General features: G+C 32.0%; 24 protein-coding genes. 10 read left to right on the top strand and 14 right to left on the bottom strand.

The genetic code is table 11. The features are described 5' to 3' along the window. Nucleotides 1-171 precede the first annotated feature (171 nt). The 5 genes from ptsP to hcp all read right to left on the bottom strand — a co-directional run bounded on the left by ptsP (nucleotide 172) and on the right by hcp (nucleotide 5745). Nucleotides 172-1881, bottom strand: a complete 1710-nt coding sequence (ptsP, locus tag ACWJKS_RS14205; protein WP_462959818.1) for a phosphoenolpyruvate--protein phosphotransferase — start codon at nucleotides 1879-1881, stop codon at nucleotides 172-174. A gap of 12 nt (nucleotides 1882-1893) precedes the next feature. After that, nucleotides 1894-2157 (bottom strand): HPr family phosphocarrier protein, encoded by a 264-nt coding sequence (locus tag ACWJKS_RS14210; protein ID WP_216302004.1) that lies wholly within the window; start codon nucleotides 2155-2157, stop codon nucleotides 1894-1896. Between the two features lie 12 nt (nucleotides 2158-2169). Continuing rightward, complete coding sequence (locus tag ACWJKS_RS14215) at nucleotides 2170-2661, bottom strand: PTS sugar transporter subunit IIA (RefSeq protein WP_165411712.1); 492 nt, start codon at nucleotides 2659-2661, stop codon at nucleotides 2170-2172. 304 nt (nucleotides 2662-2965) lie between these two features. After that, the gene (locus tag ACWJKS_RS14220; RefSeq protein ID WP_216302003.1) at nucleotides 2966-3802 is read right to left on the bottom strand and encodes a PRD domain-containing protein; all 837 of its coding nucleotides are present in this window, start codon (nucleotides 3800-3802) and stop codon (nucleotides 2966-2968) included. A 299-nt stretch (nucleotides 3803-4101) separates the two neighbouring features. Further along, the gene (gene hcp / locus ACWJKS_RS14225) at nucleotides 4102-5745 is read right to left on the bottom strand and encodes a hydroxylamine reductase (protein WP_462959819.1); all 1644 of its coding nucleotides are present in this window, start codon (nucleotides 5743-5745) and stop codon (nucleotides 4102-4104) included. A gap of 382 nt (nucleotides 5746-6127) precedes the next feature. Between hcp and ACWJKS_RS14230 the strand changes: the two genes are divergently transcribed. From ACWJKS_RS14230 to ACWJKS_RS14245, 4 genes are all read left to right on the top strand, one after another. Further along, nucleotides 6128-6661, top strand: a complete 534-nt coding sequence (locus tag ACWJKS_RS14230; RefSeq protein ID WP_216302001.1) for an ECF transporter S component — start codon at nucleotides 6128-6130, stop codon at nucleotides 6659-6661. A gap of 148 nt (nucleotides 6662-6809) precedes the next feature. Beyond that, on the top strand, nucleotides 6810-8417 hold the full coding sequence (locus ACWJKS_RS14235; RefSeq protein WP_462959820.1) for a Na/Pi cotransporter family protein: 1608 nt from the start codon (nucleotides 6810-6812) through the stop codon (nucleotides 8415-8417). Between the two features lie 174 nt (nucleotides 8418-8591). Beyond that, complete coding sequence (locus tag ACWJKS_RS14240; protein WP_216301999.1) at nucleotides 8592-9068, top strand: YtxH domain-containing protein; 477 nt, start codon at nucleotides 8592-8594, stop codon at nucleotides 9066-9068. Between the two features lie 30 nt (nucleotides 9069-9098). Continuing rightward, nucleotides 9099-9440, top strand: coding sequence for a hypothetical protein (locus tag ACWJKS_RS14245; protein WP_216301998.1), 342 nt, complete (start codon nucleotides 9099-9101; stop codon nucleotides 9438-9440). A 244-nt stretch (nucleotides 9441-9684) separates the two neighbouring features. On the opposite strand, the gene ACWJKS_RS14250 is transcribed toward ACWJKS_RS14245, so the two are convergent. From ACWJKS_RS14250 to ACWJKS_RS14260, 3 genes are all read right to left on the bottom strand, one after another. After that, nucleotides 9685-11004, bottom strand: coding sequence for a replication-associated recombination protein A (locus ACWJKS_RS14250; RefSeq protein WP_220319641.1), 1320 nt, complete (start codon nucleotides 11002-11004; stop codon nucleotides 9685-9687). Between the two features lie 51 nt (nucleotides 11005-11055). Beyond that, the gene (locus ACWJKS_RS14255; RefSeq protein ID WP_220319640.1) at nucleotides 11056-12156 is read right to left on the bottom strand and encodes a toxic anion resistance protein; all 1101 of its coding nucleotides are present in this window, start codon (nucleotides 12154-12156) and stop codon (nucleotides 11056-11058) included. Between the two features lie 106 nt (nucleotides 12157-12262). After that, complete coding sequence (locus ACWJKS_RS14260; RefSeq protein ID WP_462959821.1) at nucleotides 12263-13894, bottom strand: YceG family protein; 1632 nt, start codon at nucleotides 13892-13894, stop codon at nucleotides 12263-12265. 401 nt (nucleotides 13895-14295) lie between these two features. Here ACWJKS_RS14260 and rsxC point away from each other — a divergent pair, with 401 nt between their 5' ends. Genes rsxC through ACWJKS_RS14290 form a run of 6 tightly spaced genes read left to right on the top strand, consistent with a single transcriptional unit; the run spans nucleotide 14296 to nucleotide 19284 of the window. Continuing rightward, on the top strand, nucleotides 14296-15618 hold the full coding sequence (gene rsxC / locus ACWJKS_RS14265; protein WP_216301994.1) for an electron transport complex subunit RsxC: 1323 nt from the start codon (nucleotides 14296-14298) through the stop codon (nucleotides 15616-15618). A 15-nt stretch (nucleotides 15619-15633) separates the two neighbouring features. Continuing rightward, complete coding sequence (locus ACWJKS_RS14270; protein WP_216301993.1) at nucleotides 15634-16554, top strand: RnfABCDGE type electron transport complex subunit D; 921 nt, start codon at nucleotides 15634-15636, stop codon at nucleotides 16552-16554. Further along, nucleotides 16555-17121, top strand: a complete 567-nt coding sequence (locus ACWJKS_RS14275; RefSeq protein ID WP_165411699.1) for an RnfABCDGE type electron transport complex subunit G — start codon at nucleotides 16555-16557, stop codon at nucleotides 17119-17121. After that, nucleotides 17121-17813, top strand: a complete 693-nt coding sequence (locus ACWJKS_RS14280; protein WP_216301992.1) for an RnfABCDGE type electron transport complex subunit E — start codon at nucleotides 17121-17123, stop codon at nucleotides 17811-17813. The genes ACWJKS_RS14275 and ACWJKS_RS14280 overlap by 1 nt, the downstream gene beginning before the upstream one ends. Before the next feature lie 25 nt (nucleotides 17814-17838). Next, nucleotides 17839-18426 carry an electron transport complex subunit RsxA gene (rsxA, locus tag ACWJKS_RS14285; RefSeq protein WP_216301991.1) on the top strand — a complete coding sequence of 196 codons (588 nt, stop codon included), beginning with the start codon at nucleotides 17839-17841 and terminating at the stop codon, nucleotides 18424-18426. A 6-nt stretch (nucleotides 18427-18432) separates the two neighbouring features. Further along, a complete protein-coding gene (locus tag ACWJKS_RS14290; protein WP_216302046.1) occupies nucleotides 18433-19284 on the top strand; it encodes an RnfABCDGE type electron transport complex subunit B in 852 nt (283 codons plus the stop codon). Nucleotides 19285-19353: 69 nt separating this feature from the next. Here the strand turns inward: ACWJKS_RS14290 and ACWJKS_RS14295 are convergent, their stop codons facing one another. The 6 genes from ACWJKS_RS14295 to ACWJKS_RS14320 all read right to left on the bottom strand — a co-directional run bounded on the left by ACWJKS_RS14295 (nucleotide 19354) and on the right by ACWJKS_RS14320 (nucleotide 22916). Then, nucleotides 19354-19557, bottom strand: coding sequence for a helix-turn-helix transcriptional regulator (locus ACWJKS_RS14295; RefSeq protein WP_216277559.1), 204 nt, complete (start codon nucleotides 19555-19557; stop codon nucleotides 19354-19356). After that, on the bottom strand, nucleotides 19558-19989 hold the full coding sequence (locus tag ACWJKS_RS14300; RefSeq protein ID WP_462959822.1) for a hypothetical protein: 432 nt from the start codon (nucleotides 19987-19989) through the stop codon (nucleotides 19558-19560). Between the two features lie 502 nt (nucleotides 19990-20491). Continuing rightward, the gene (locus ACWJKS_RS14305) at nucleotides 20492-20995 is read right to left on the bottom strand and encodes a Gx transporter family protein (RefSeq protein ID WP_462959823.1); all 504 of its coding nucleotides are present in this window, start codon (nucleotides 20993-20995) and stop codon (nucleotides 20492-20494) included. Nucleotides 20996-21018: 23 nt separating this feature from the next. Then, complete coding sequence (locus ACWJKS_RS14310; RefSeq protein ID WP_165411695.1) at nucleotides 21019-21405, bottom strand: NusG domain II-containing protein; 387 nt, start codon at nucleotides 21403-21405, stop codon at nucleotides 21019-21021. Next, nucleotides 21389-22318, bottom strand: coding sequence for an FAD:protein FMN transferase (locus ACWJKS_RS14315; RefSeq protein ID WP_216301989.1), 930 nt, complete (start codon nucleotides 22316-22318; stop codon nucleotides 21389-21391). Before ACWJKS_RS14315 ends, ACWJKS_RS14310 begins: the two co-directional genes overlap by 17 nt. 391 nt (nucleotides 22319-22709) lie before the next feature. Continuing rightward, nucleotides 22710-22916, bottom strand: coding sequence for a hypothetical protein (locus tag ACWJKS_RS14320; protein WP_165411693.1), 207 nt, complete (start codon nucleotides 22914-22916; stop codon nucleotides 22710-22712). Nucleotides 22917-22978: the final 62 nt, after the last annotated feature.

Here is a 22978-nt window from a genome sequence, read left to right on the forward strand (position 1 = left end):
ACATAATGGACATTTATGAAGGCATCCTTAAAATATTTTTCACATAAATATATTATATAGAACTTTAGTGCAAAAAAGCAACCTATCCTTTATTAAGAATAGATTGCTTTAGTGAAACGATTGATTTTATTACTTATACGTTAGTATAAGCCTTATTTACTAATATAGGCCTTATGCCTTAATATTAGCTTTTATATATTCCTTTATTTCATCTGAATCTCCAAATGATAATACTGGTTCTGATAGCTTTATGCATTCTTCATAGCTAGAATTTGTAACAGTTTTACGTGCTCTTAATATTGAAGAGGCACTCATACTGAATTCATCTAATCCAAATCCAAGTAGTACAGGAATAAGATTTGTATCCCCTGCCATTTCACCACACATGTTTACCTTTATTCCTGCCTTGTGACCATTATCTATTACGATTTTAATAAGTCTTAAAACAGCTGGATGATAAAAATCATATAAATATGATATTTTCTCATTCATTCTATCAACTGCCAATGTATATTGAATTAAATCATTAGTACCTATACTAAAGAAGTCTACTTCTTTAGCTAATACATCTGACATTATTGCAGCTGATGGTATTTCTATCATAATACCCACTTCAATATTCTCATCAAATACTACGCCCTCTGACTTAAGTTCATTTTTACACTGCGCGAGTATTTTTTTAGCCATTCTAAGTTCTTGAAGATTGCATATCATAGGAAACATGATTTTAAGCTTGCCATATGCAGATGCCCTTACTAAAGCTCTTAATTGAGTTGTAAATACGTCTGTTCTATCAAGGCAAAGTCTTATAGCTCTATATCCTAAAAATGGATTCATTTCCTCGTCCATAGGTAAGTAATTCAATTTCTTGTCTCCACCAATATCTAAGGTTCTTATAATAACAGGTTTTCCATCCATTTTTTCAATAACTGACTTGTATTCCTTAAATTGTTCTTCCTCAGTTGGAAGTGCATCTTTTGACATATATAAAAACTCTGTTCTAAATAATCCTATAGCTTCTGCACCATTTTTCAAAACAGATTCTAAATCTTCCGATGATCCTATATTTGCAGCTAATTCAACTGTTTTGCCATCTATTGTAGTAGATTTCATAGTGGCATATTTAAGTAGCTGATGTTTAGATTCAATGAATTCTTTTCGGCGTTCTTTATAATCGTTTAAAGTCGCTTCATCAGGATTAATTATAACTATACCTTCTTCTCCATCTACAATAATTAAATCGCCATCTTTAATTTCACTTATGCCATTACCTGCACCTACGACTGCTGGTAACTCTAAAGAACGTGCAATAATTGAGGTATGTGCAGTTTTCCCACCTATTTCAGTTACAAATGCCAAAACTTTAGCTTTATCAATTTGTGCTGTATCTGACGGAGTAAGATCCTTTGCTATTATTATACACTCTTCTTTAATTTCTGAAATAGAAGCTACTTTTATACCCATTAGCACATTTAACACTCTTTTGCTTACATCTCTAATGTCTGCTGCTCTCTCAGTCATATATTCATTATCCATATTTTCAAAAATAGCTGCTGTTTGTGCTGCTACAGTTTGTAGTGAGTATTCAGCATTGAATTTATCGCTTGCTATTTTCTTTTGAATAGCTCCTATGAATTCTGGATCCTCAAGCATACATAAATGTGCTTCGAATATTTCTGACTTCTCACTGCCTAGCTTTTCTTTTACATTTTTAACTATTTTTTCAAGTTCAGTAATTGCTTCTTGCAAGGCATCATTAAACCTAGCTAGCTCAACCTCTGAATCTATTACCTTGCTTTCCTTTATCTCTAAGACTTCTTCTCTAATAACTAATGCTTTGCCTATAGCTATTCCAAGAGATGCACCTATTGCCTTTAACATAGCTTATTCCCCCTATTTCCCAAGTCCTTCTTCTATAAGTTTTACCATAGCTACCGCAGCGGCTTCTTCATCATCACCAGTAGTTTTTATTGTTATTTCATCATCTTTAACAGCTGCCATACACATTATAGCTACTATACTTTTTGCATTATACTCATTGCCCTCTTTTACTATAAGAACTTCTGATTTAAACTTAGAAGCCTCTTTAACTACTGATAATGCCGGCCTTGCATGTATTCCACTTTCACTTTTAACTATTGCTTTTTTTTCCATCATGATATACGCTCCCTATTTTTTTATTTTTATTGTTATAACTTCATCATTTTTATCTACAGTCCCTAACTTAAATTCTACAGATTCCATTATTTCATTATCTGTAAGAACTAGAACACTTAAATTAGTTTTAGCTTTAGCTTTTATTAATTCATTATTAAAAGTTAATAATTTATCTCCAGCCTTAACTTGTTGTCCCTTTTGCGCAAAAGCTTCGAAGCCCTCACCCTTCATCTCTACAGTATCAATACCTATGTGAAGTAGTATCTCTATACCTTCTTTGCTCTTTAAAATTAAGGCATGTTTTGTAGGGAATACTTGAAGAATTTCACCATCAACTGGTGAATATAATACTCCTTCTGTAGATTCAAATCCTATCCCATTACCTAACATTTTAGATGAAAAAACTTCATCAGGTATTTCTGATATGTCAAAACATCTTCCCACAACTGGAGATTTTAAAATCATACTCTTTCCTTCTTTGCTCTTTTTTAAAAAACTAAACATTTTTATCATCCTCGCCTTTCTCTAAGGTAGATTCAATTATTAATTATTATCCACCTAAAATTTCTTTATTATGAGATTTCACTTTAAATCTTAAATAATTATATAAACATTAGTTTATGCAATCTTTCGAATTTCAAATACATTTTAAAATCCACTAAAGTAGCTTTATCTACTTTAGTATCTTTATACATTCTTTTTAAAACGTTCTAAAAAAAGACATAAACTAATAAGATGCTCATTAGCATTTTATATGGCTCATGCCTGATCTAATCAGTAACACACCTAACATTATAAACTTTGTTTTTTAATTTGATTGCTTTAATCTATGTACATGCATACAAATATATGAAGCTTCATCTTCACAAACTTCTTTTGAAAGTTTTTCTGATATAAATTCACATACTTTCTTAGAAATTTCAAAGTCTTCGCTCATCTGAGCTTTAACAGATCCCAGCATTACATTTTTTAGAACCTTATCATTATCTATTCTATCTAAAGCATACCTTAAATGAGAAACTAATCTCCCATATTCCATTGATTTTTCACTAGTTTTTATTCCAAGTAACTCTTGGATATATTCCATTACTTCTTTAACGATTCTAGTATACTTAAGGCTTTGAGACACTTCCTCGTTAACTCTTGCAGAATATATATGAAGAGTAATAAAACCGATTTCACTTTCTGGCAAAGCCACATTTAATTTTTCTTTGATAAATTTTGTTCCTTTTTCTGCTATGCTATATTCATTAGGGTATAATGTTTGTATTTCATTTAGAAATGGATTAACTATATTAATTCCAAGTTCCATTCTTTTAATTGCAAAACTAATATGGTCGCTTAGACCAACATGTATATGTGAATTTAATTTTTCTTGTAACCTATCTTCCGCAAAAGAAATTATTTCTTCTGCTACTGCCAATATTTTACCTTCTACATTTTGAATGATTTCCACATAGTTAGCTTTTTCACTATCATCTATTTTAATAAATTTCTGGTCTATGGCACTCCCTTTAGCTATAAGTTCACCAGGTTTTTTACCAAATCCTATTCCTTTACCAAAAAGAACATAGACATTATCGTCTTTCTCTGAAACAACAACATTACTACTAAGAGATTTTAATACCTTATAATCAATATTCATGTTAAAATTACCTCTTCTATAGTTTAAAATACATTTTGGAATTATTCAAGGGTTTTTTAAAATATATTCTCGAGAATTTAAATATAGCCACTTAAATTGTCGGATTTCACTTAATTTAAAGATTAATCATTATTATTTTGCTTTTAACTATTAAATTAATGTAAACTTATTATGCAATGTAATTAAATCATCTCCTGGGTCGCTGCACATATACTCCCACTTATAGAAATTGGAGACTTTCCTTCTGAAATGTCATTAAATAAGTACAAGCACCCTTTTTAGGATGCTTGTTCAACTTCTTAAGCCATAAACATTTTTATATCTTCTTCTACGCTAGAAATTCCAGCTATTCCAAAGTTCTCTACTAATACATTGACAACATTTGGGGATAAAAATGCTGGTAATGTTGGTCCTAAGTGAATATTTTTAACGCCTAGGTGAAGTAATGCTAATAACACTATTACAGCTTTTTGCTCATACCATGCAATATTATATGTTATTGGTAATTCATTGATATCATCGAGTCCAAATACTTCTTGTAGCTTCATTGCAATAACAACTAATGAATATGAATCATTACATTGTCCTGCATCTAGGACTCTAGGAATTCCACCAATATCTCCAAGTTCTAATTTATTGTATCTGTATTTTGCACAACCCGCGGTTAAAATAACTGTATCTGTTGGTAATTCTTTTGCAAAATCAGTATAGTATTCGCGGCCTTTCATTCTTCCATCACAACCAGCCATTACAAAGAATCTTTTAATTGCTCCTGTTTTAACAGCTTCTACAACTTTATCAGCTAATGCTATTACTTGATTGTGAGCAAATCCTCCAACTATTTCTCCTTTTTCAATTTCAATTGGTGCACTACATTTTTTTGCATGCTCAATTATAGCTGAAAAATCTTTTGCAGTTCCATCTTTCCTATCAGCTATGTGGTTCATGGAAGCAAATCCAGATGCTCCAGTAGTATAAACTCGCTCTTTATAAGAATCCTTTGGAGGAGTAATACAGTTTGTTGTCATTAGTATTGGTCCATTAAAGCTTTCAAACTCTGAATTTTGTTTCCACCACGCATTTCCGTAGTTACCTACAAGTTGATCATATTTTTTAAAAGCTGGATAGTAGTTTGCTGGTAACATTTCACTATGAGTATATACATCTACTCCTGTACCTTCTGTTTGTTTTAACAATTCTTCCATATCCTTTAAATCATGTCCACTAATTAATATTCCTGGGTTATTACGGGTTCCTATATTAACCTTTGTAATTTCTGGATTTCCGTAGGTAGTTGTATTAGCTCCATCAAGTAGTGCCATAGCATCTACTCCATATTTACCACACTCAAGTACCAATGCAACTAATTCATCAACAGATAAGTTATCATTAGTAGTTTGTGCAAGTCCTTTTTGCATAAATGCATGCAGGTCATTGTTTTCATACCCTAAGTTATATGCATGATCAGCATAAGCTGCCATTCCTTTGATACCATAAGTTACAAGTTCTCTTAAAGATCTTACATCTTCATTTTCTGTTTTAAGAACTCCTACATTCATAGATTTGCTCTCAAATTCTTCAGAAGTACCTATCCATATTGCACATTCAGGTATTTTACCATCTATTACTCCACCGGCATTTACGAGTTCTGCCTTAATTACTTCACGTAATTCTAATGCTTTTGTTATTGTTTCTATAAATCTAACTTTATCAAAATTTGCATTTGTTATAGTCATGAATAATCCATTTACTACAAATTTATTTACTTCCTGATTTTCTACGCCTAGTTCCCTTGCTCTTGTGCTATAAATTGATATTCCTTTTAAAACATATATTAATAAATCCTGCATATTAGCTAAATCCTCTGTTTTACCACAAACACCTCGTGATGTGCATCCTGTGCCCTTTGAAGTTTCTTGACATTGATAACAAAACATACTCATTGTAAATTCCTCCTGTTTTTTGGATAGATAATAATTTTATAATGCCGCTTTCAAATAAATAGCCACATATTAACTTGGTATTTATTTGAATGCACTAATTATCTTCCATATAAAAATTTAGTATTTTGAATAATTAACATCAACATAAGTAATCTGTCCTTTATTGTTGAACTACCTTTATTATAGTTGCGCACAGATTGAAAGTCGGTAACAAATGTTACAGCATTAATATTTTCTCACTGTTCTTTGTTATTATTTACCAAATATGATATTCTCCACTGCTTCTATTAGTATGCACTTATTGCTGATACCATATAATATCAGCATTTGTCTATTATTATGGTATAATTAGTATTTAAAAAACTATTTAGGAGTGATTAAAATGAAAAATAGAAATGTTACTAACCTGGTAAAAGCAAGTCTTTTTCTTGCTCTAGCTATAGTTTTTCAAGTAGTAGGAAAGACTTTACCTGGAATAAGCCAATTTTTTGTTGGACCAGCTGTTAATGCTATCCTTATACTTACAGCTGCAATTTGTGGAGGTGGTTACGGAGTATTAGTAGCTTCTTTAACTCCGCTACTCGCCTGGTTAACTGGACAACTTGCCAGCGTTTTAGGACCCTTCCTCCCCTTTATAATCATTGGTAACATAATATTTGTTCTTAGTTTTGTAATTTTAAATAAACGTGGAAAATATGGTGAACATTTAGGAGTTATAACTGGGGCTTTTATAAAATACATATTTCTATCAATTTCCGCATCAAAACTTATTCCCTTATTCAATCTAAATATGCCTCCAAAAATAGTTAATAAACTAGTTATTACTATGGGGTCACCTCAGCTTATAACTGCGCTCATTGGAGGAGCTTTTGCATTAATACTAATTGAAATTTTAACAAAAAGAAGAATCTTATAGACCTTTCTTTAATATTTCGCAATATTTGTTGAAATAATGTACATTTTTTTTTAAAAATTAACATAAATTATCGAAACTTAACACTAACTTAACATTGTTGTGATAAAATTTCATCGGAATATTCTATTTAGAGGAGTGTTATTAAAATATGGATTATAAAATGATTTTTCAACTTTTAGGTGGTTTAGGACTATTTGTATACGGAATGAAGCTAATGGGCGATGGTCTCCAGAAGGCTGCTGGCGAAAAGCTAAAAAAAATGCTAGAGGTTCTAACTAGCAATAGGTTTTTCGCTGTACTCGTTGGTGCAGGTGTCACTGCAATTATTCAAAGCAGTAGTGCTACTACAGTAATGACTATAGGTTTTGTAAATGCAGGGCTTATGAATTTATTCCAAGCTGCTGGGGTTATTATGGGAGCAAATGTTGGTACTACAATGACTGCTCAACTTATAGCCTTTAAACTTACAGATGTCGCACCCTTTGTTCTTGCAATAGGTGCTGCTTTAGTTTTATTTTGCAAGAATAAGAAAACTAAAGACATTGGCGAGATTGTTTTGGGTTTCGGTATATTATTTGTTGGTATGTCAATGATGGAAACTGCTATGAGTCCTTTAAGTGAACTAGATAGCTTCAAGAATCTTATTTTAGTTTTAGGAAAGCACCCGTTCATGGGAGTTATTGTTGGTCTTTGTATGACAGCAACAATTCAAAGTAGTAGTGCTACTATTGGAATATTAATGGCACTTGCTTCAAATAGTAGTATAACGCTTGCTGTTGCACTTCCGATACTTTTCGGGGATAATATTGGAACCTGTGCTACTGCACTACTTGCAAGTATAGGCACAACTAAAAATGCTAAAAGAGCTGCACTGTTACATTTGATTTTTAACTTTACAGGCACATTAATATTTATGGTAGCTTTCAAGTTAGTATTAAAAATTGTTCCGATGTTTGGTGGAGATGTTCAAAGACAAATTGCAAATGCTCACACATTATTTAATGTATCAAATGTGTTTATACAAGTTTGGTTTATAAATGCTTTAGTTAAAATTGTTAATAAATTAGTACCTGGTGAGGATGAAAAATCATCTGCTCTAGTACTCGAATACTTAGATCGAAGACTACTGGAAACTCCTTCTATCGCAGTTGGACAACTTATTAAGGAAGTTACTAGAATGGGTCAATTAGCCTCGATAAATCTTTCTAATGCGATGCAATCTTTCCTTAATTGTGATGAAAAAATGATGAACTCAGTTATTGATCATGAGGTTACAATTAACTATCTTGAGAGAGAAATAACTAGTTATATGGTGTCGCTTTCAAACACATCTCTATCCGAACATCAATCTGAAATTATTACTTCTCTTTACAATGTTGTAAATGATATAGAGAGAATTGGAGATCATGCTGACAACTTAGGTGAGCTTGCTAAAAGCAGAATGGTTAATAAACTCATTTTTTCAGAAAAATCACTATCTGATGTTACATATATGTTTGAAACTGTAAAATACTGTGTTGATAACGCAATAGCCGCTTTAGAAAATTCCGACTTAGAATCTGCTCGCAAAGCAATGAACGTAGAAAAAAAGATAGATACCATGGAAAGACAGCTTAAAAAGGAGCATATATCTAGGTTAAGTCGCCTTGAATGCACTCCTGCTGGTAGCTCTGTGTATCTAGAACTATTAACCAATCTTGAAAGAGTTGGAGACCATTCAAATAATATTGCACAAATGGTTGTAAGCTCTAATTAATCATATGAAAACAAAAAAGATTAGGACCTAGTGTAAAACTAAGTCCTAATCTTTTTGTTTTAATTTGTACTTGTCAGTATATTTTTTTACATTTCCTATATGTATTGACAAAAGTCTACATATTGTATAATATACAACCATATAATGTTTTTATATTTAGAGGGGGAAACATTTATGATATTTTCAAATTGGTATAAAAAACAAAAAAAAGAAAAAGAAAGAAAATTAAGAATTAAAGCTGCAAAAAAAATACTTATTGGTACCGCAGCTGGAAGTCTTAGTGGTTTATTAGGTGGTTTACTTTTTTCGCCAAAATCCGGAAAAGAAACTAGAGAAGATATTGCTCGTTCATCAAAAGAGCTTACGAGAACTATTAATAATAAAGTCTCTGATGCTAAAGATAGTGTAACAGATGCTAAAATTAAAATTAAACAAAAAAGTGCTGACCTTAAAGAATCTCTTAACAGTAAAGTCTCAGATGCCAAAGATAGTGTAACAGATGCTAAATTTAAAGTTTCTCAATATTTAAATGAAAAAAAGACTTCAAAAGTAATTTCTGAAACAAAAGATGATATGACTATAACTGACAATGAAGATTTAGATACCGTTGTAGGACAACCTGTTATAGTTGAAAATGAAACTAAAAAATAATCAAAATTTTATAGAATAGTGGTGTTATTAATGTATATAAACTTTTTTAAATTAGGACAAGGCTTATTGCTTTTTCTTGGTGTAGTCATTTTAATTATACTTATAATAGGGTTATTAAAACTTATTAAAACTATATCAAGTGTAAACTCAATTATCGAAAAAAATGAAGATAATATAGATGAAATATTGTCTGTTTTACCAAAAACATTTAAAAACTTATATGAGGTAACAGACAACATAAAAGATGTTACTGAAGTAGTAGTTAAAACAACTGCCTCTGCCATTGGTACAACAGAATATTTTGAAAAATATTTAGTATATATAGTAGATATTTTAACTATTATAAAAAAAATATTTTCAAATAAAAAATAAACAAGTATATATTACTATTAATGCGTTCACTTCGCTAAGAACTACTAATTTTATTTTTAGTTAATCTGCTTAAAAACATAAACTCGCTGTCGCTCAAACATATGTTTTTCTTAACGCATCTTAATTAAAAATAAAACAAGAAGTTCTAAAGCTCGCTTAAATGCATTATACGTAATATATACTTTTTTTTGCGCATTCAAACAAATGAGGCAGATAACATAAACCTAAGTTTATGTTATCTGCTTCATTTGTTTGAATGTGACTTAAGGCGTTCTTTAATTTTTTTCTCATATCCATTGTCAAGGGCTTCATAATATACTTTGCCAATTAGCTCATCAGGCAAATATTGCTGCGCTACATAATTCCCCTCATAATCATGCGGGTACAAATATCCTACTCCATGTCCTAGTTTCTTTGCACCACTATAACTTTGATCCCTTAGATGTACAGGTATTTCCCCTATATTTTTTTCTTCTACATCTTTAATTGCATTATTTATAGCCATATAAGATGCATTACTTTTGGGAGCTGAAGCTATATAAATTGCAGCCTGTGCTAAAATAATTCTTGCTTCTGGCATGCCTATAAACTGAACCGCTTGTGCTGCATTATTTGCTACGAGTAGCGCAATAGGATCAGCATTTCCCACATCCTCGGATGCAGCTATTACAATTCTCCTGGCAATAAACTTTGGATCCTCCCCAGCGTATATCATTCTAGCAAGGTAATGTACTGTAGCATCAGGGTCCGATCCTCGCATACTTTTAATAAACGCAGAAATTACATCATAATGCTCGTCTCTATTCTTATCATATTTTATATGCTTTTTTTGGAGACATTCCTGAACAACTGCAAGGGTTATTTTTATTTTACCATCTTCATCTCTATCCGTAGTGAGTACTGATAATTCCAAAGCATTAAGTGCACGTCTTGCATCGCCATTTGCCATATCTGCAAGATAACTTATAGCTTCACTCTCCATACAAATATCGGTGTTCCCAAATCCTACTTCTTTATCAACAAGCGCACGTGCAATAATCTTTTCAATATGTTTTTTCCTTAATGGTTCTAATTTAAATAGCATAGATCTAGATATTAATGCATTATTGACTTCAAAATACGGATTTTCCGTAGTTGCTCCAATTAAAACTATTGTGCCTTTTTCTACAAAAGGTAACAATGCATCCTGTTGAGCTTTATTAAATCTATGAATTTCATCTATAAATAATATGGTTTTAGTATTGTACATGCCTAAATTATTCTTAGCGTCAGCTACCACTTCTCTTAATTCTTTTAGCCCATCTGTTACAGCATTAAGTCTAACAAAATTAGATTTCGTTGTATTTGCAATAACTTTAGCCAAGCTAGTTTTACCTGTACCTGACGGACCATAAAGTAGTAACGAAGTTATCTTATCCGCTTTTATAGCTCGGTGTAAAAGCTTTCCCTTGCTTAAAATATGCTCTTGCCCTACATAGTCTTCTAATTTTTCAGGTTTTAATCTCTCAGCGAGCGGTGCTTCTTTTTGTAAGTTCTTTTGTGCTTGTAATTCAAACAGATCCATATAATCACCTTTAAATCTTTCGTTTAGTTTAAAACGCTCTATTATAATTAATTAGCTTAAAGATTTTTGTTTTAGTTTTTCTGTCATATCATGTAATTTAACTATTCCGGCTTCTCTTAATTTTTTATTCTCATCTTCAATGTTCTTTGTTTCCTCTATCCCTTGCATAATAGTATTCCAAGTTTTCTCTAGCGTTTCTATTTTTACACTTGTTCCTCCAGCGAGTTTCGCTATGTCAACACTTTGACTTCTTATATTTTCGGCATTTTTCATTAATAATTCATTAGTAGTTCTGTCAAGCTCTGCTAAAGAATCCGATACTAGCTTTTGCTTTTTTAAAGCAATAGCTTGAATTATTCCATTTTTGAATACAGGTATAGTTATTATAAAAGCAGAATGAACTTTAGATATCAACTTATAATTTCCTCTTTGAATCATTTTAATTTGAGGGGCAGTTTGTAATGATACCATCTTAGCCATTTCCAAATCATAAATTCTCTGTTTTAACATTTCAACAGTGGCTTTAGCATTCTCGTAATTTATCATATTTATTTGTTCACCACTCGCTGCTAACGCCTCAAGTCTAGGAATATCTCCATTTTCATTTTTTTCAACAACCATATTTCCTGCTGCAATGTATTTTTCTAATTCTCCATAATACTCAAAATTCTGATTATATAAGTTCTCAAGTGATAAGTTAGAACTATTTATTTCCGCCTTATAACCACTAAGCGCCGTGTAAATTTTGTCTATTTCTCCTCCGATGGTTTTATACTTACCCATCATTTTGTCAATTGCCTTACCTGGTTTACTAAATAGCTTTGCAAGGAAACCCGTTTTGTTTTCCTCAAAATCTTGCTTATCAAATTTCTTCATTATACTTGTAAGTTCTTTTATCATAACACCTGAGTCTTCAACACTACTGCTTTTAATAGAATTTAATATTTGATCCGCAAATTTTGATATTTGCTGAGCCGGTTCATTTCCAAATTCTAATATTGCATTTGCATCTTTAATATTTATATTGGCTGCAATTTGCATCACTTGTGGTGAGACTTTAAGCTGCCGACTTATGCTTATTGCTTTTTGCTCTATAGCCTTATCTTCAATGTTTTCATCCTCGATTTTAAGTATTTGATTATTTTTTTCCATGTTTTTCTCCCCCTAATATCTCGTGCGCCTATGTTTTTCTAACTTATTTTTAAGATTTTTGTGCTATAGCATAAAAATCAGCTTTCACTTTTCAACTATCAAAATATTAACTACGGAACAAATTTTCAAAAAAACCTTTCTTCTTCTCAACATGTTTTTTAAAATGCAACTTAAAACTTACATTTTCTAATCTATGAATGTCATATTTCTCAGGAAATATAAAATTTTCTATGTCGTTATACCCTGAAGGGTTATATATAATTATATCTATTCCCATAGAATTCATAAAGGCAAGCATTATACAATCTTCGAAAGATAAGTTCCCATTTTCTTCATTATTATAAACTACAATTTTAGGAACTTCTTCTGGGTAATCATATGCTTGCAGTAATTCAAGTAATGTTGTATCTAAATTTATTAACACTGAGAAAATATCCACTTGCAAATCCCTTAAATCTTCCTGTTCAACGTTTATTATTACAGGATTAAGGCATAAGTCTTTAATTTTCTCTGCCATAGTTTTTTGAAGTCCAGACCTGAGCTCCTTGTATTTCCACCAAGATGAATTAAGCATTTCCGAAACATTGAACCCTGAAAAAATATTACTCGGGTATATTTTATTAAATTTTCCATATTCCAAATGTACTACATCCATTATAGGTAGTTCATTATAAAACTTAGTAAATTTCCCAGTTGATACCTCGTTAATTTCCTTCCAGTAAATATCAATATTTTCATGAGTGCCACAAATTTTTGAGAACATGTTGGGCACGACTACAGTTGAGTCTTTAACCTTAAACCCTTCCCTTATGTATGCCTTTTCCTTAATCCAAATATATATTTCCTCATATGTAGTATTAAGGGTTACTGCCTCTACATTATAATCTGAAAGCTGCCACGGTCTATAAAACCCAGAATCATCCGTATACAATGTCTTATTAAGCTCTTCTTTAGCATTGTATGCAGTGGTCTTAATTCTATCCTCAATATTAGAAGGGAACGGTTTTATTTCATAGTTACAATTATAAACAATTTCATTTGAAAAAGCATTATATTTATCAATTTCATGAAAAGCTCCAGCGTTTTTCGGATTAAAGTATAAAATATCGCAACCCAAGGTTGATAATAATATTAAATAAAAAACTTCTTCTCTTGAAATTTCTCCATAAAAGACTACCTTAGGATTAATTTTCATATAATCAAACTCTTCGAATAACTCTTTAGAATAAATATTTATCCAATGAATCACATAATTGATAATAACTTTAATTTTATGATTATCAATTATTTCATTGCTCTTAATATAATACTCTATTAGTCCCTTTAAATTATTTTTAATTTGTCTGAGCAAAACTTTATTAGATAAATTCGGAAAAAGTCCATTATCACTTATTAAATTTATAATTAAGGATACATCTAGAACTTCTCTTTTGAATACTTTTATCCAAATGTCATTTAATACATTTTGAAGTCTTATGCTAATGTCTTTATCTAATCCCTCACCAAACCGTATGTAACATGACCCTATTTTCTTTAATTCACAGTCTAAACTATGTAAATTTTCATAGTAATCTTTCTCATTATTTTTTATACCTATAAACCTATAAAAATAATTGGGAATAGTAACAACATTAGAATTATATTCAAATTTGCTTCTTTTATAAATCTCTGTTTTTAAACTATTTATGATATCCTCATTAATGTCTAAATTCACACTTTGGATCTCCAAATTATTCAAACTATTATTCTCCATATTCACCTTACCTTTTCAATTATATTTTCTCGTAAATATAGTTTATTATCCATATTAAGTATACCATATTAATCTTATATTTTTCATTGTAATATTCCTTAAGAACACATTTTATACCAGTGGAGTTATTGGAATAATCTCACTTTTTCATAAAAGTTTTTTTTCATAAAAGGTATTCTTTTATACATACAAAAGGTATAATATATATGGTATAGTGGATTTTAGTTGTAACTGCATTAAGCTTTTACACTTTTTTATTTTTTACAATCTTAGCTATAATTTTATAGTAGTATAACAGTTAATTATTGTTATACTACTATAAACCACTAAAGAGGGTAACAATTGATAATTGTTATGCCTCTCAGAGAACTACAAGGAGGTTTATTATGGGACTTTTGACTTTTAAAAAAGGTATTCACCCGAGTGGTAGTAAAGACTTAAGTATGCACAAAGCAATTCAAGATTTGCTTCCAAAGGGCAACTTAGTATTTCCTATGCAACAACATATAGGTGCACCTTGCGAACCTTTAGTAAAAAAAGGTGATAAAGTATTGGTGGGACAAAAAATAGGTGAATCCAAAGCTTTTGTATCTGCGCCAATATATTCAAGCGTATCTGGAACTGTAAAAGACGTAGCGCCGTGGCTACATAGTAATGGAACAATGGTATTGTCTGCCATTATCGAAAACGATAACACTTATGAAGAAGTGCTAACTATGACACCTCACAATGATTATGAAAAGCTATCAAAAAATGAAATCGTAACTATCATTAAAGAAGCTGGTATAGTAGGTATGGGTGGGGCATGTTTTCCTACACATATTAAGCTTACTCCTCCAGAGGGAAAAATTATCGACAGCATTATAATAAATGCTGCAGAGTGTGAACCATATTTAACTTGCGATTACAGAATGATGATGGAAAAATCCACTGAAATAGCTCTCGGCTTAAAAATTATTCTTCAAATGTTCCCTGGTGTAAAGGGATATGTTGGAATAGAAGATAATAAGCCTGATGCAATTGAAGCTATGAAAAAAGCTTGCAAAAGCATGGATAATGTACAAGTTACTCCACTTATTACAAAATATCCTCAAGGTGCAGAAAAACAATTAATTTATGCAATTACTGGTAGAGAATTACCTTCTGGTAAGCTCCCTGCAGACGTTGGATGCATAGTTCAAAATGTTGATTCTGTGTTTGAGATATATAACGCTGTAGTAAACGGTAGACCACTTATGGAGCGAGTACTAACCGTAACCGGAGAAGCAGTTAAAGAACCACTTAATTTAAGAGTAAAATTTGGAACTTCTATAGAAGAAGTTATCGAGGCTGCTGGTGGATTTAAAGAAGACCCCGTTAAAGTAATATCCGGTGGACCTATGATGGGAATGGCTTTAAGTTCATTAAAAACTCCCGTTATTAAAGGAACCTCGGGGATACTTTGTTTAACAAAACAGCAAGCTAAATTAGAACAAGAATCTAGCTGCATAAGATGTGGAAAATGCATGAACGCTTGTCCTATGTTTTTAAACCCTACAAAACTTAACTCTTTAGTTTTAAGAGGTAAGTACGATGAATTTGAAGAATACCATGGTATGGATTGCATTGAGTGTGCTTGTTGCTCTTATGTATGCCCAGCAAAACGTCATTTAACTCAAACTTGCCGTGAAGGTAAACAAACAGTAAATATCAATAGACGAAAAAAATAGATAGAGGTGACTTATATGTATACAGTATCTTCATCCCCACACATAAAATCAAATGATTCTGTGCAGGGCATAATGAGAGACGTAATAATAGCATTACTACCTGCTACCTTTGCCGGCATATATTTTTTTGGAATGCAAGCATTTTTAGTTACATTGGTATCTGTGCTATCATGTATTGCGGCAGAGGCTTTATGGCAGAAACTAACTCATAGAAAAATTACAATAGGAGATCTTAGTGCTGTGGTAACTGGTTTATTACTTGCATTTAATTTGCCCGCTGCTGTTCCGCTTTGGCTTCCTGCAATTGGAGGATTTTTCGCAATAATTATTGTAAAACAATTTTTTGGTGGAATTGGACAAAATGTAATGAACCCCGCTTTAGCCGCTAGAGCATTTTTACTTGCTTCTTGGCCAGTTCACATGACTAATTTTACCGTTGATGGTACTTCCGCTGCTACGGCACTTGGAATACTTAAAACTGGTGGTGACAATTTACCTAGTCTAATGAACGTTTTTATTGGTAATGTCGGTGGTTGCATTGGTGAAACTTCTGTACTTGCATTACTAATCGGTGGAGCCTATCTACTATATAGGAAAATAATAAGCTGGCATACTCCAGTAGTATTTATTGGTACTGTATTTGTTTTAACTGCTATATTAGGTAGAGATGGTTTAATGACTGGAAATGCATTATATGAAATTTGTGCTGGAGGCTTAATGATTGGTGCTTTCTTTATGGCAACTGATTATTCAACTTCGCCAATGACTAAAAAAGGACAACTTATCTTTGGACTTGGATGTGGAGTTTTAACCACAATTATACGTTTATATGGTGGTTATGCTGAAGGAGTATCCTACTCTATATTAATAATGAGCTTATTTGTTCCATTTATTGATAAGTTTACTGCTCCACGTATTTTTGGGGAGGTGAAATAATTGAAAGAAAATATTAAATTAGGTTTGATTTTACTTTTAATTACTGGAGTTGCGGGCTTCTTACTAGGCGGTGCCTATGAAATAACAAAAGCACCTATTGCTAATTCGATTGCTGCTGATAAGCAAGCTGCTATGAAAGCAATATTACCCACAGCTGATAAATTTGAAAAGACAGACGTGAAAATCAATGAAAAGATTTCTGAGGTTAACTCTGGCCTAAAGGGTAATGAAATAGCTGGTTATGCTATAAAAGTTGCTCCAAAAGGATACGCTGGCCCAGTAGAAATCATGGTTGGAATATCAAACGAGGGAAAAGTTACTGGGATTAAAATTTTAGCCCACACTGAAACTCCTGGTCTTGGTGCTAATGCTCCAGAACCTAAGTTTTCAGATCAATTTAAGAATAAACCTATAAACGAAAAATTAGAAGTTGTAAAAGTAGCTCCTTCAAAGGACAACCAAATACAAGCTATTACAGGTGCAACTATTACATCAAAAGCTGTAACTCTTGGTGTTAGCGATGCTATTGATTTTTACAACTCTTCATTGAAAGGAGCTGAAAAATAATGAGCGTATTTTCTGAAAGATTAAAAAATGGTATTGTAACCGAAAATCCAATATTTGTGCAAGTTCTCGCTATGTGCCCTACCCTAGCTGTTACCACAAGTGTAAAAAACGGCATAGGTATGGGACTAGCATCTACAGCAGTGTTGATTTTTTCTAATCTTTTTATATCATTATTAAGAAATGCAATACCTGATAAGGTTCGTATACCAGCTTACATTACAATAATAGCTGCTTTTGTAACATTAATTCAGTTTTTATTGCAAGGTTTTGTTCCATCGCTATATAAGTCACTCGGAATTTTTATTCCACTTATAGTTGTTAACTGTGTAATTCTTGGAAGAGCTGAATCATATGCTTCAAAACACAAAGCACTTCCTTCAATTTTTGATGCTATCGGAATGGGACTTGGGTTTACAGTAGCTTTAGCAATTCTGGGTGCAATAAGGGAATTACTAGGCGCTGGTTCAATATACGGATTTAAATTATTGGGAGCCTCTTTTCAACCTGCTATAATTATGGTTCTAGCACCTGGAGCTTTTATTACTCTAGGAATTTTAATGGCTCTATTAAACCAAAAAGCAATTAATCAAACAAATAAAGTTAATGATAAAATTGCACATTTTCATGAAATTGATCCAGTGACTGGCGCGTGTACTGGATGTGGGTCTTGTGCTCATAGTTGCAAAAAATAATTTTTTTTAAGAAAGGTGGATGGAAATGAGACTTTTTTCAATTTTTATAAGTGCATTTTTGGTAAATAACTTCTTATTAGTTAAATTCCTTGGAGTATGTTCTTTTCTTGGAGTTTCTAAAAAAACCGAAACTGCAAAAGGTATGGGACTAGCAGTAGTATTTGTTATGTTCTTAGCCTCATTCATGACTTATGGAGTCTATAACTGGATTTTAGTTCCTTTGAACATAACTTATTTATCAACACTATCATTCGTGCTAGTTATTGCAGCACTCGTGCAATTTGTTGAGATGGTTATCAAAAAAACTCAGCCAAGTCTCTATAAAGCGCTCGGAATATTTCTTCCATTAATAACAACTAATTGTGCTGTGCTTGGTATGGCTGTTATCAACATAGGTGAAAAATACAACCTAGTAGAATCCATGGTTAATGCCCTTGGAGCATCAGCTGGCTATATGCTTGCCATTGTACTTCTTTCAGGGTTAAGAGAAAGAATGGAAGAGAATGATAATATGCCACTAGCCTTTAGAGGTCTACCTATTTCACTAATTACAGCCGGACTCATGGCCATCGCATTTTTAGGCTTTAGTGGTTTAAAATTGGGGGGTATTTAAATGGATATAAATAATTTAATTTACCCAGTAATAAGCATTGGTGGTATAGGCCTTGTATTTGGTATAGTACTTGGTTATGCTAATAAGAAATTCTACGTAGCTGTTGATCCTAAAATACCACTAGTTAGAGAAGCATTGCCTAGTGCAAATTGTGGTGCATGTGGATTCGCTGGTTGTGATGCTTATGCTGCAGCTGTAGTTGAGGGCGGTGCACTCCTAAATGCATGCAGCGTAGGTGGAGCTTCTGTCGCTGAAAAAATCGGGGAAATAATGGGCGTATCCGTTGAAACCGCTAATCCACAAGTTGCCTTTGTTAAATGTAAAGGAACTTGCACGGTTGCTAAAGAAAAATATGAGTATGATGGAATCAAAGATTGCCGCCAAGCAGTTATTGCTCCTGGTGGTGGTCCTAAAGCTTGCGCTGATGGTTGTTTGGGTTTTGCAAGTTGTGTAAGAGCTTGTGAGTTCAATGCCCTTCACGTCATTGATGGTGTAGCTGTAGTATATAAGGATAATTGTGTAGCTTGTGGCGCATGCATTGCAGTATGCCCTAAGAATTTAATAGAATTAGTTCCAGCTACTCAAGAAGTACTTATTGAATGTAACTCAAAATCAAAGGGTAAAACAGTAAAAGATAATTGCGGTGTTGGATGCATTGCTTGCGGAATGTGTGCGAGAGTTTGCCCATCTAAGGCGATTGTTATGGTTAATAACTTACCTGTAATAGACTTTGAAAAATGTACACAGTGTGGACTATGTTCTACTAAGTGTCCTACAAAGGTTATTTCAAAACCATTAAAAGCTCGTGAAAACTTAAGTAAAGTCACTATTAAAGACGAGAGTGTAGTAAGTAAATAAAAAAGATAAGCAGAAGGGTTTAAACCTTCTGCTTATCTTTTTCATTTTATTTATCTAAAGTTATATTTATTAATCAACAAATTTAAATAATTCTTCAACTGTCGTATTGAATACCTTGGCTATATCCATAGCTAATTTTAAGGATGGGTTATATCTCCCATTTTCTAAATGCACTATAGTTTCTCGTCTAACCTCCACTAGTTTTGCAAGTTCAGCTTGCTTCATTAATGCTTTCTCTCTATACTCTTTAATGTTTGTATTTAGAATTGACACTTATTTGCAAATCCCCTTTCTATCATAATACATAAAGGATAATAATCTTATTATAGTGAATATAAATATGATTATCATTAACCAGACTCCTATTGCAAACTTTGAAATAACAAGCTCCTTATAAATTGTAAAAGCTGGAGATGTAAGTCGGTAGCTGAATATAACCATTGAAATTACTAAAAAATTCATACCAATCTTATTTACTTTAGATAATATACTGATTCCTAATTCATCAGTTATACCACTTAATCTTTTTTCATTATAGAAAAATATGGCCACCATCATAATTTCAAAAAGACCTTGAATAAACATGGAAGCACCCTTGTCAGGATTGATTACATTTAGTTTATACAGTAAGAAAACAATTAATTGATATAATGCTACTCCTAATTGCAGAACAAGCTTTGATTTAATACTCATTTTTGGATCCATAAAAGAAACCTCCCTAAAGTTATATATTTATAACATGTATGTTATAAATATATAACTTTAGGGAGGTTTTGTCAACATAAAAGTTTAGATTCTATAATAGATTGTTTTCCCTATAGGCAGTGAGTAAGATTGTCCAAATCTTCCTTTTAGTATAAGCAGTGAAAGAGCTTGTGCCACATCAAATTTTCGTATGAATAATGAAGGAGAAAATCTGATGTGGACCAGCCTTTAACTGCGACGTCTTATTATGCCCAAAAGATGAAATTTCTCAGGAGTGACTTGCAATACGAAACGTAAAAACTATTGAAATTCGATTTAGAAATTCTTCTGTTGCGAATGTAAAATCCTCGTAAGACTGCCAGGACGGCAGTCTAGCGAAACTTAGCCAGGACGGCGAATGTGAGTGCTAGAGAATTTTACATGAGCAAAAGACTAGAATTCCTTAATCAAATTTCAAGTTTCGAGTTCGTATTGCAAGGCTCACAAGAGAAATTTCATACTTTTATTTTAGTGGTAATATTTCTTCTAATCTACTTTTTAAAATACTAGATAGAATTCCAATAAAATACCCTGTAACAATCGCTGAAATTAATAATACCGGTAAATACACGTATATTCTTAAATCATTAATTATAAAAGCAGCCACAAGTAGCTGACCTACATTGTGAAAAACAGATCCACAAACACTTATTGAAGGTATACTTAAGTGATTCTTAAGATACTTGTAAAGCAATACCATTACTATATTACTTAGCAATCCGCCTGCAATGCTAAACATAAAGGCTGACATGCTTCCACCAAAAATAGAACCTAATAAGGTTCTTAAAATCATTATTAAAAATGCTTCTTTCCACCCTAGTATTATTAATGCAACTAACGATATAGAATTAGCAAGCCCTAATTTTATTCCTGGAAATAGCACTGGAATCTGAGTCTCAATTAAATAAATAACTAATGCTATTGCAACTAACATACTGAGTAAAACCATTCTTTTAGTCTTTCCCATATTTTCACCTACATTTTTTTAATTTAAAAAGTCCCACCATCAATACCTTTATTTGCTTCGCCTTCAATACTAATCATAAGTTTATTAGGTAAACATACAATCATCCCACCTGGCTCTGATATACTTCCACTTTTAACACACTCTTTATGTGCACAATCAGAATCTTTTACCTTAACACCATCATGAGTAACTAGTATGGTATTATAATGGCCATCTTTTGTTTTTATAGTAAACTCTTGTGGCTCTTTTACCTTATTTAAATCAATAGTTCTAATCACTGTACCGGCGCTTTTAATAACTGCAATATTTTCTGACCCCTTGATTGCGATTTTGTATATTAAAGCTACACTAAAAGATATTACTACAATAATTAAAAGTATTATGAAAACTATTTTATCGCCCTTTTTCATAAATAAACTCCTTGTTCGTTAGGTTAAAACTATCTTTAAGGCCTGATGTAACATATATTTTTTTATCCGAGGTAACAAAAATAGCATCTACACCTTTAATAGACTCTATCAATTTAATCCCTTTTTCAAGTCCCATGATATAAGTACTTGTAGATAGTGCATCTCCATCAATTGATTTATCCGATACTATAGTTGTACTTATGATACCTTTATCTGCTGGATACCCAGTTTTAGGATCAAATATATGATGATACCGCACACCATCCTTTATAAAATATCTCTCATAATTGCCTGATGTAACCACGGATTTATCAGTAAAACTAACAGTTCCTAAGTATTCTCCACGCGTATCTAATGGATTTTGTATTCCTATATTCCAGCTAGTTCCGTCTGGTTTGCTTCCTACAGCATAAACATTACCACCTAAATTTATAAGCGCACTGCTAATCTTATTATCTATTAAAACCTTCTTTATTTCATCAGCCGTATATCCCTTTGCTATAGCGCCCAAATCTATAGCTTGGCTCGCTCGCCTTAACTTGATAGTTGAATTTTTTTCATCCAGAATAATATCATTATAATCAACTAGCTTTAATTTTTCATCAATTTCATTTTTTGTTGGAACTCTCTCCTTGTCAGTACCTATACCCCATAGCTTTACAATTGGTTCTATAGTTACATCAAGAGCACCTCCAGTTAATCTACCATATTTAACAGCTTCTTTTATTACGTAATATGTATCGGCGCTAAGTTTCTCACCTGAAATTCCAGATTTAGCATTTAATTTTGTAATTTCAGAAGTTTCAATATTAACAGACATTTTATCTTCTATATCATTTACCCTCTTTAATGCTTTCTCGGTTGCTTTTTCTGCGTTTCCACCATATACCTTTAATTGAACAATTGTGCCCATTAGGTAGGTCTCTTTTTCAACAGGTTTTGTATTACCTTTGCAAGATGTTAAAAGTATTGAAATAGACAATAATAACAGTATACGACATGTTTTACGTGAACCTTTTATGGTACATCACCACCCCTAGATTGTTTTTAAATACAATATATATTATAGCATATATGTATTTAAAATAACCTCCCTATATTACTTGAAATATCCATAAAAACACGTAAAAAGTTCTTTATGTCTTTGTAATTTTACAAACACTATTACAGATATAATAATATCAGACTTTTCAGAAAGCTACAATCATTTTTCAACTTTATCAATTTAAACTGCATTATAAAGAATAAAGGTATAGAATTAAAACTCTATACCCATTTTTGAATAATATTAAATTTATTTAATTCTAATAATCCCTTTGATCCCCATTTAAAATATTCTCTATTTCTACTGCTATTTCACGACCTTTTTTGTAAGAATTAAGCCTATCCTGTGGGATAGAGTCTTTATATCTGTCCTCACCTGAAAGAAAATCTACGATTCCTTTCTTTGCACTTGGCACATCTCCAACGTGGTCTATTCCATTAACTTCTCTTATTTTTGAATTGTCCATGAATATTCCTCCTTATATTTCTTAAAGATACCTAGTATTTTTTAATACTCCTGCATCTTTAA

Source organism: Clostridium sp. CM038 (assembly GCF_055081105.1).

Coding starts and splice junctions, on each gene's coding strand:
- ptsP (WP_462959818.1), bottom strand. CDS start 1,881: ATGTTAAAGGCAATAGGTGCATCTCTTGGAATAGCTATAGGCAAAGCA.
- ACWJKS_RS14210 (WP_216302004.1), bottom strand. CDS start 2,157: ATGATGGAAAAAAAAGCAATAGTTAAAAGTGAAAGTGGAATACATGCA.
- ACWJKS_RS14215 (WP_165411712.1), bottom strand. CDS start 2,661: ATGTTTAGTTTTTTAAAAAAGAGCAAAGAAGGAAAGAGTATGATTTTA.
- ACWJKS_RS14220 (WP_216302003.1), bottom strand. CDS start 3,802: ATGAATATTGATTATAAGGTATTAAAATCTCTTAGTAGTAATGTTGTT.
- hcp (WP_462959819.1), bottom strand. CDS start 5,745: ATGAGTATGTTTTGTTATCAATGTCAAGAAACTTCAAAGGGCACAGGA.
- ACWJKS_RS14230 (WP_216302001.1), top strand. CDS start 6,128: ATGAAAAATAGAAATGTTACTAACCTGGTAAAAGCAAGTCTTTTTCTT.
- ACWJKS_RS14235 (WP_462959820.1), top strand. CDS start 6,810: ATGGATTATAAAATGATTTTTCAACTTTTAGGTGGTTTAGGACTATTT.
- ACWJKS_RS14240 (WP_216301999.1), top strand. CDS start 8,592: ATGATATTTTCAAATTGGTATAAAAAACAAAAAAAAGAAAAAGAAAGA.
- ACWJKS_RS14245 (WP_216301998.1), top strand. CDS start 9,099: ATGTATATAAACTTTTTTAAATTAGGACAAGGCTTATTGCTTTTTCTT.
- ACWJKS_RS14250 (WP_220319641.1), bottom strand. CDS start 11,004: ATGGATCTGTTTGAATTACAAGCACAAAAGAACTTACAAAAAGAAGCA.
- ACWJKS_RS14255 (WP_220319640.1), bottom strand. CDS start 12,156: ATGGAAAAAAATAATCAAATACTTAAAATCGAGGATGAAAACATTGAA.
- rsxC (WP_216301994.1), top strand. CDS start 14,296: ATGGGACTTTTGACTTTTAAAAAAGGTATTCACCCGAGTGGTAGTAAA.
- ACWJKS_RS14270 (WP_216301993.1), top strand. CDS start 15,634: ATGTATACAGTATCTTCATCCCCACACATAAAATCAAATGATTCTGTG.
- ACWJKS_RS14280 (WP_216301992.1), top strand. CDS start 17,121: ATGAGCGTATTTTCTGAAAGATTAAAAAATGGTATTGTAACCGAAAAT.
- rsxA (WP_216301991.1), top strand. CDS start 17,839: ATGAGACTTTTTTCAATTTTTATAAGTGCATTTTTGGTAAATAACTTC.
- ACWJKS_RS14300 (WP_462959822.1), bottom strand. CDS start 19,989: ATGGATCCAAAAATGAGTATTAAATCAAAGCTTGTTCTGCAATTAGGA.
- ACWJKS_RS14305 (WP_462959823.1), bottom strand. CDS start 20,995: ATGGGAAAGACTAAAAGAATGGTTTTACTCAGTATGTTAGTTGCAATA.
- ACWJKS_RS14310 (WP_165411695.1), bottom strand. CDS start 21,405: ATGAAAAAGGGCGATAAAATAGTTTTCATAATACTTTTAATTATTGTA.
- ACWJKS_RS14315 (WP_216301989.1), bottom strand. CDS start 22,318: ATGGGCACAATTGTTCAATTAAAGGTATATGGTGGAAACGCAGAAAAA.
- ACWJKS_RS14320 (WP_165411693.1), bottom strand. CDS start 22,916: ATGGACAATTCAAAAATAAGAGAAGTTAATGGAATAGACCACGTTGGA.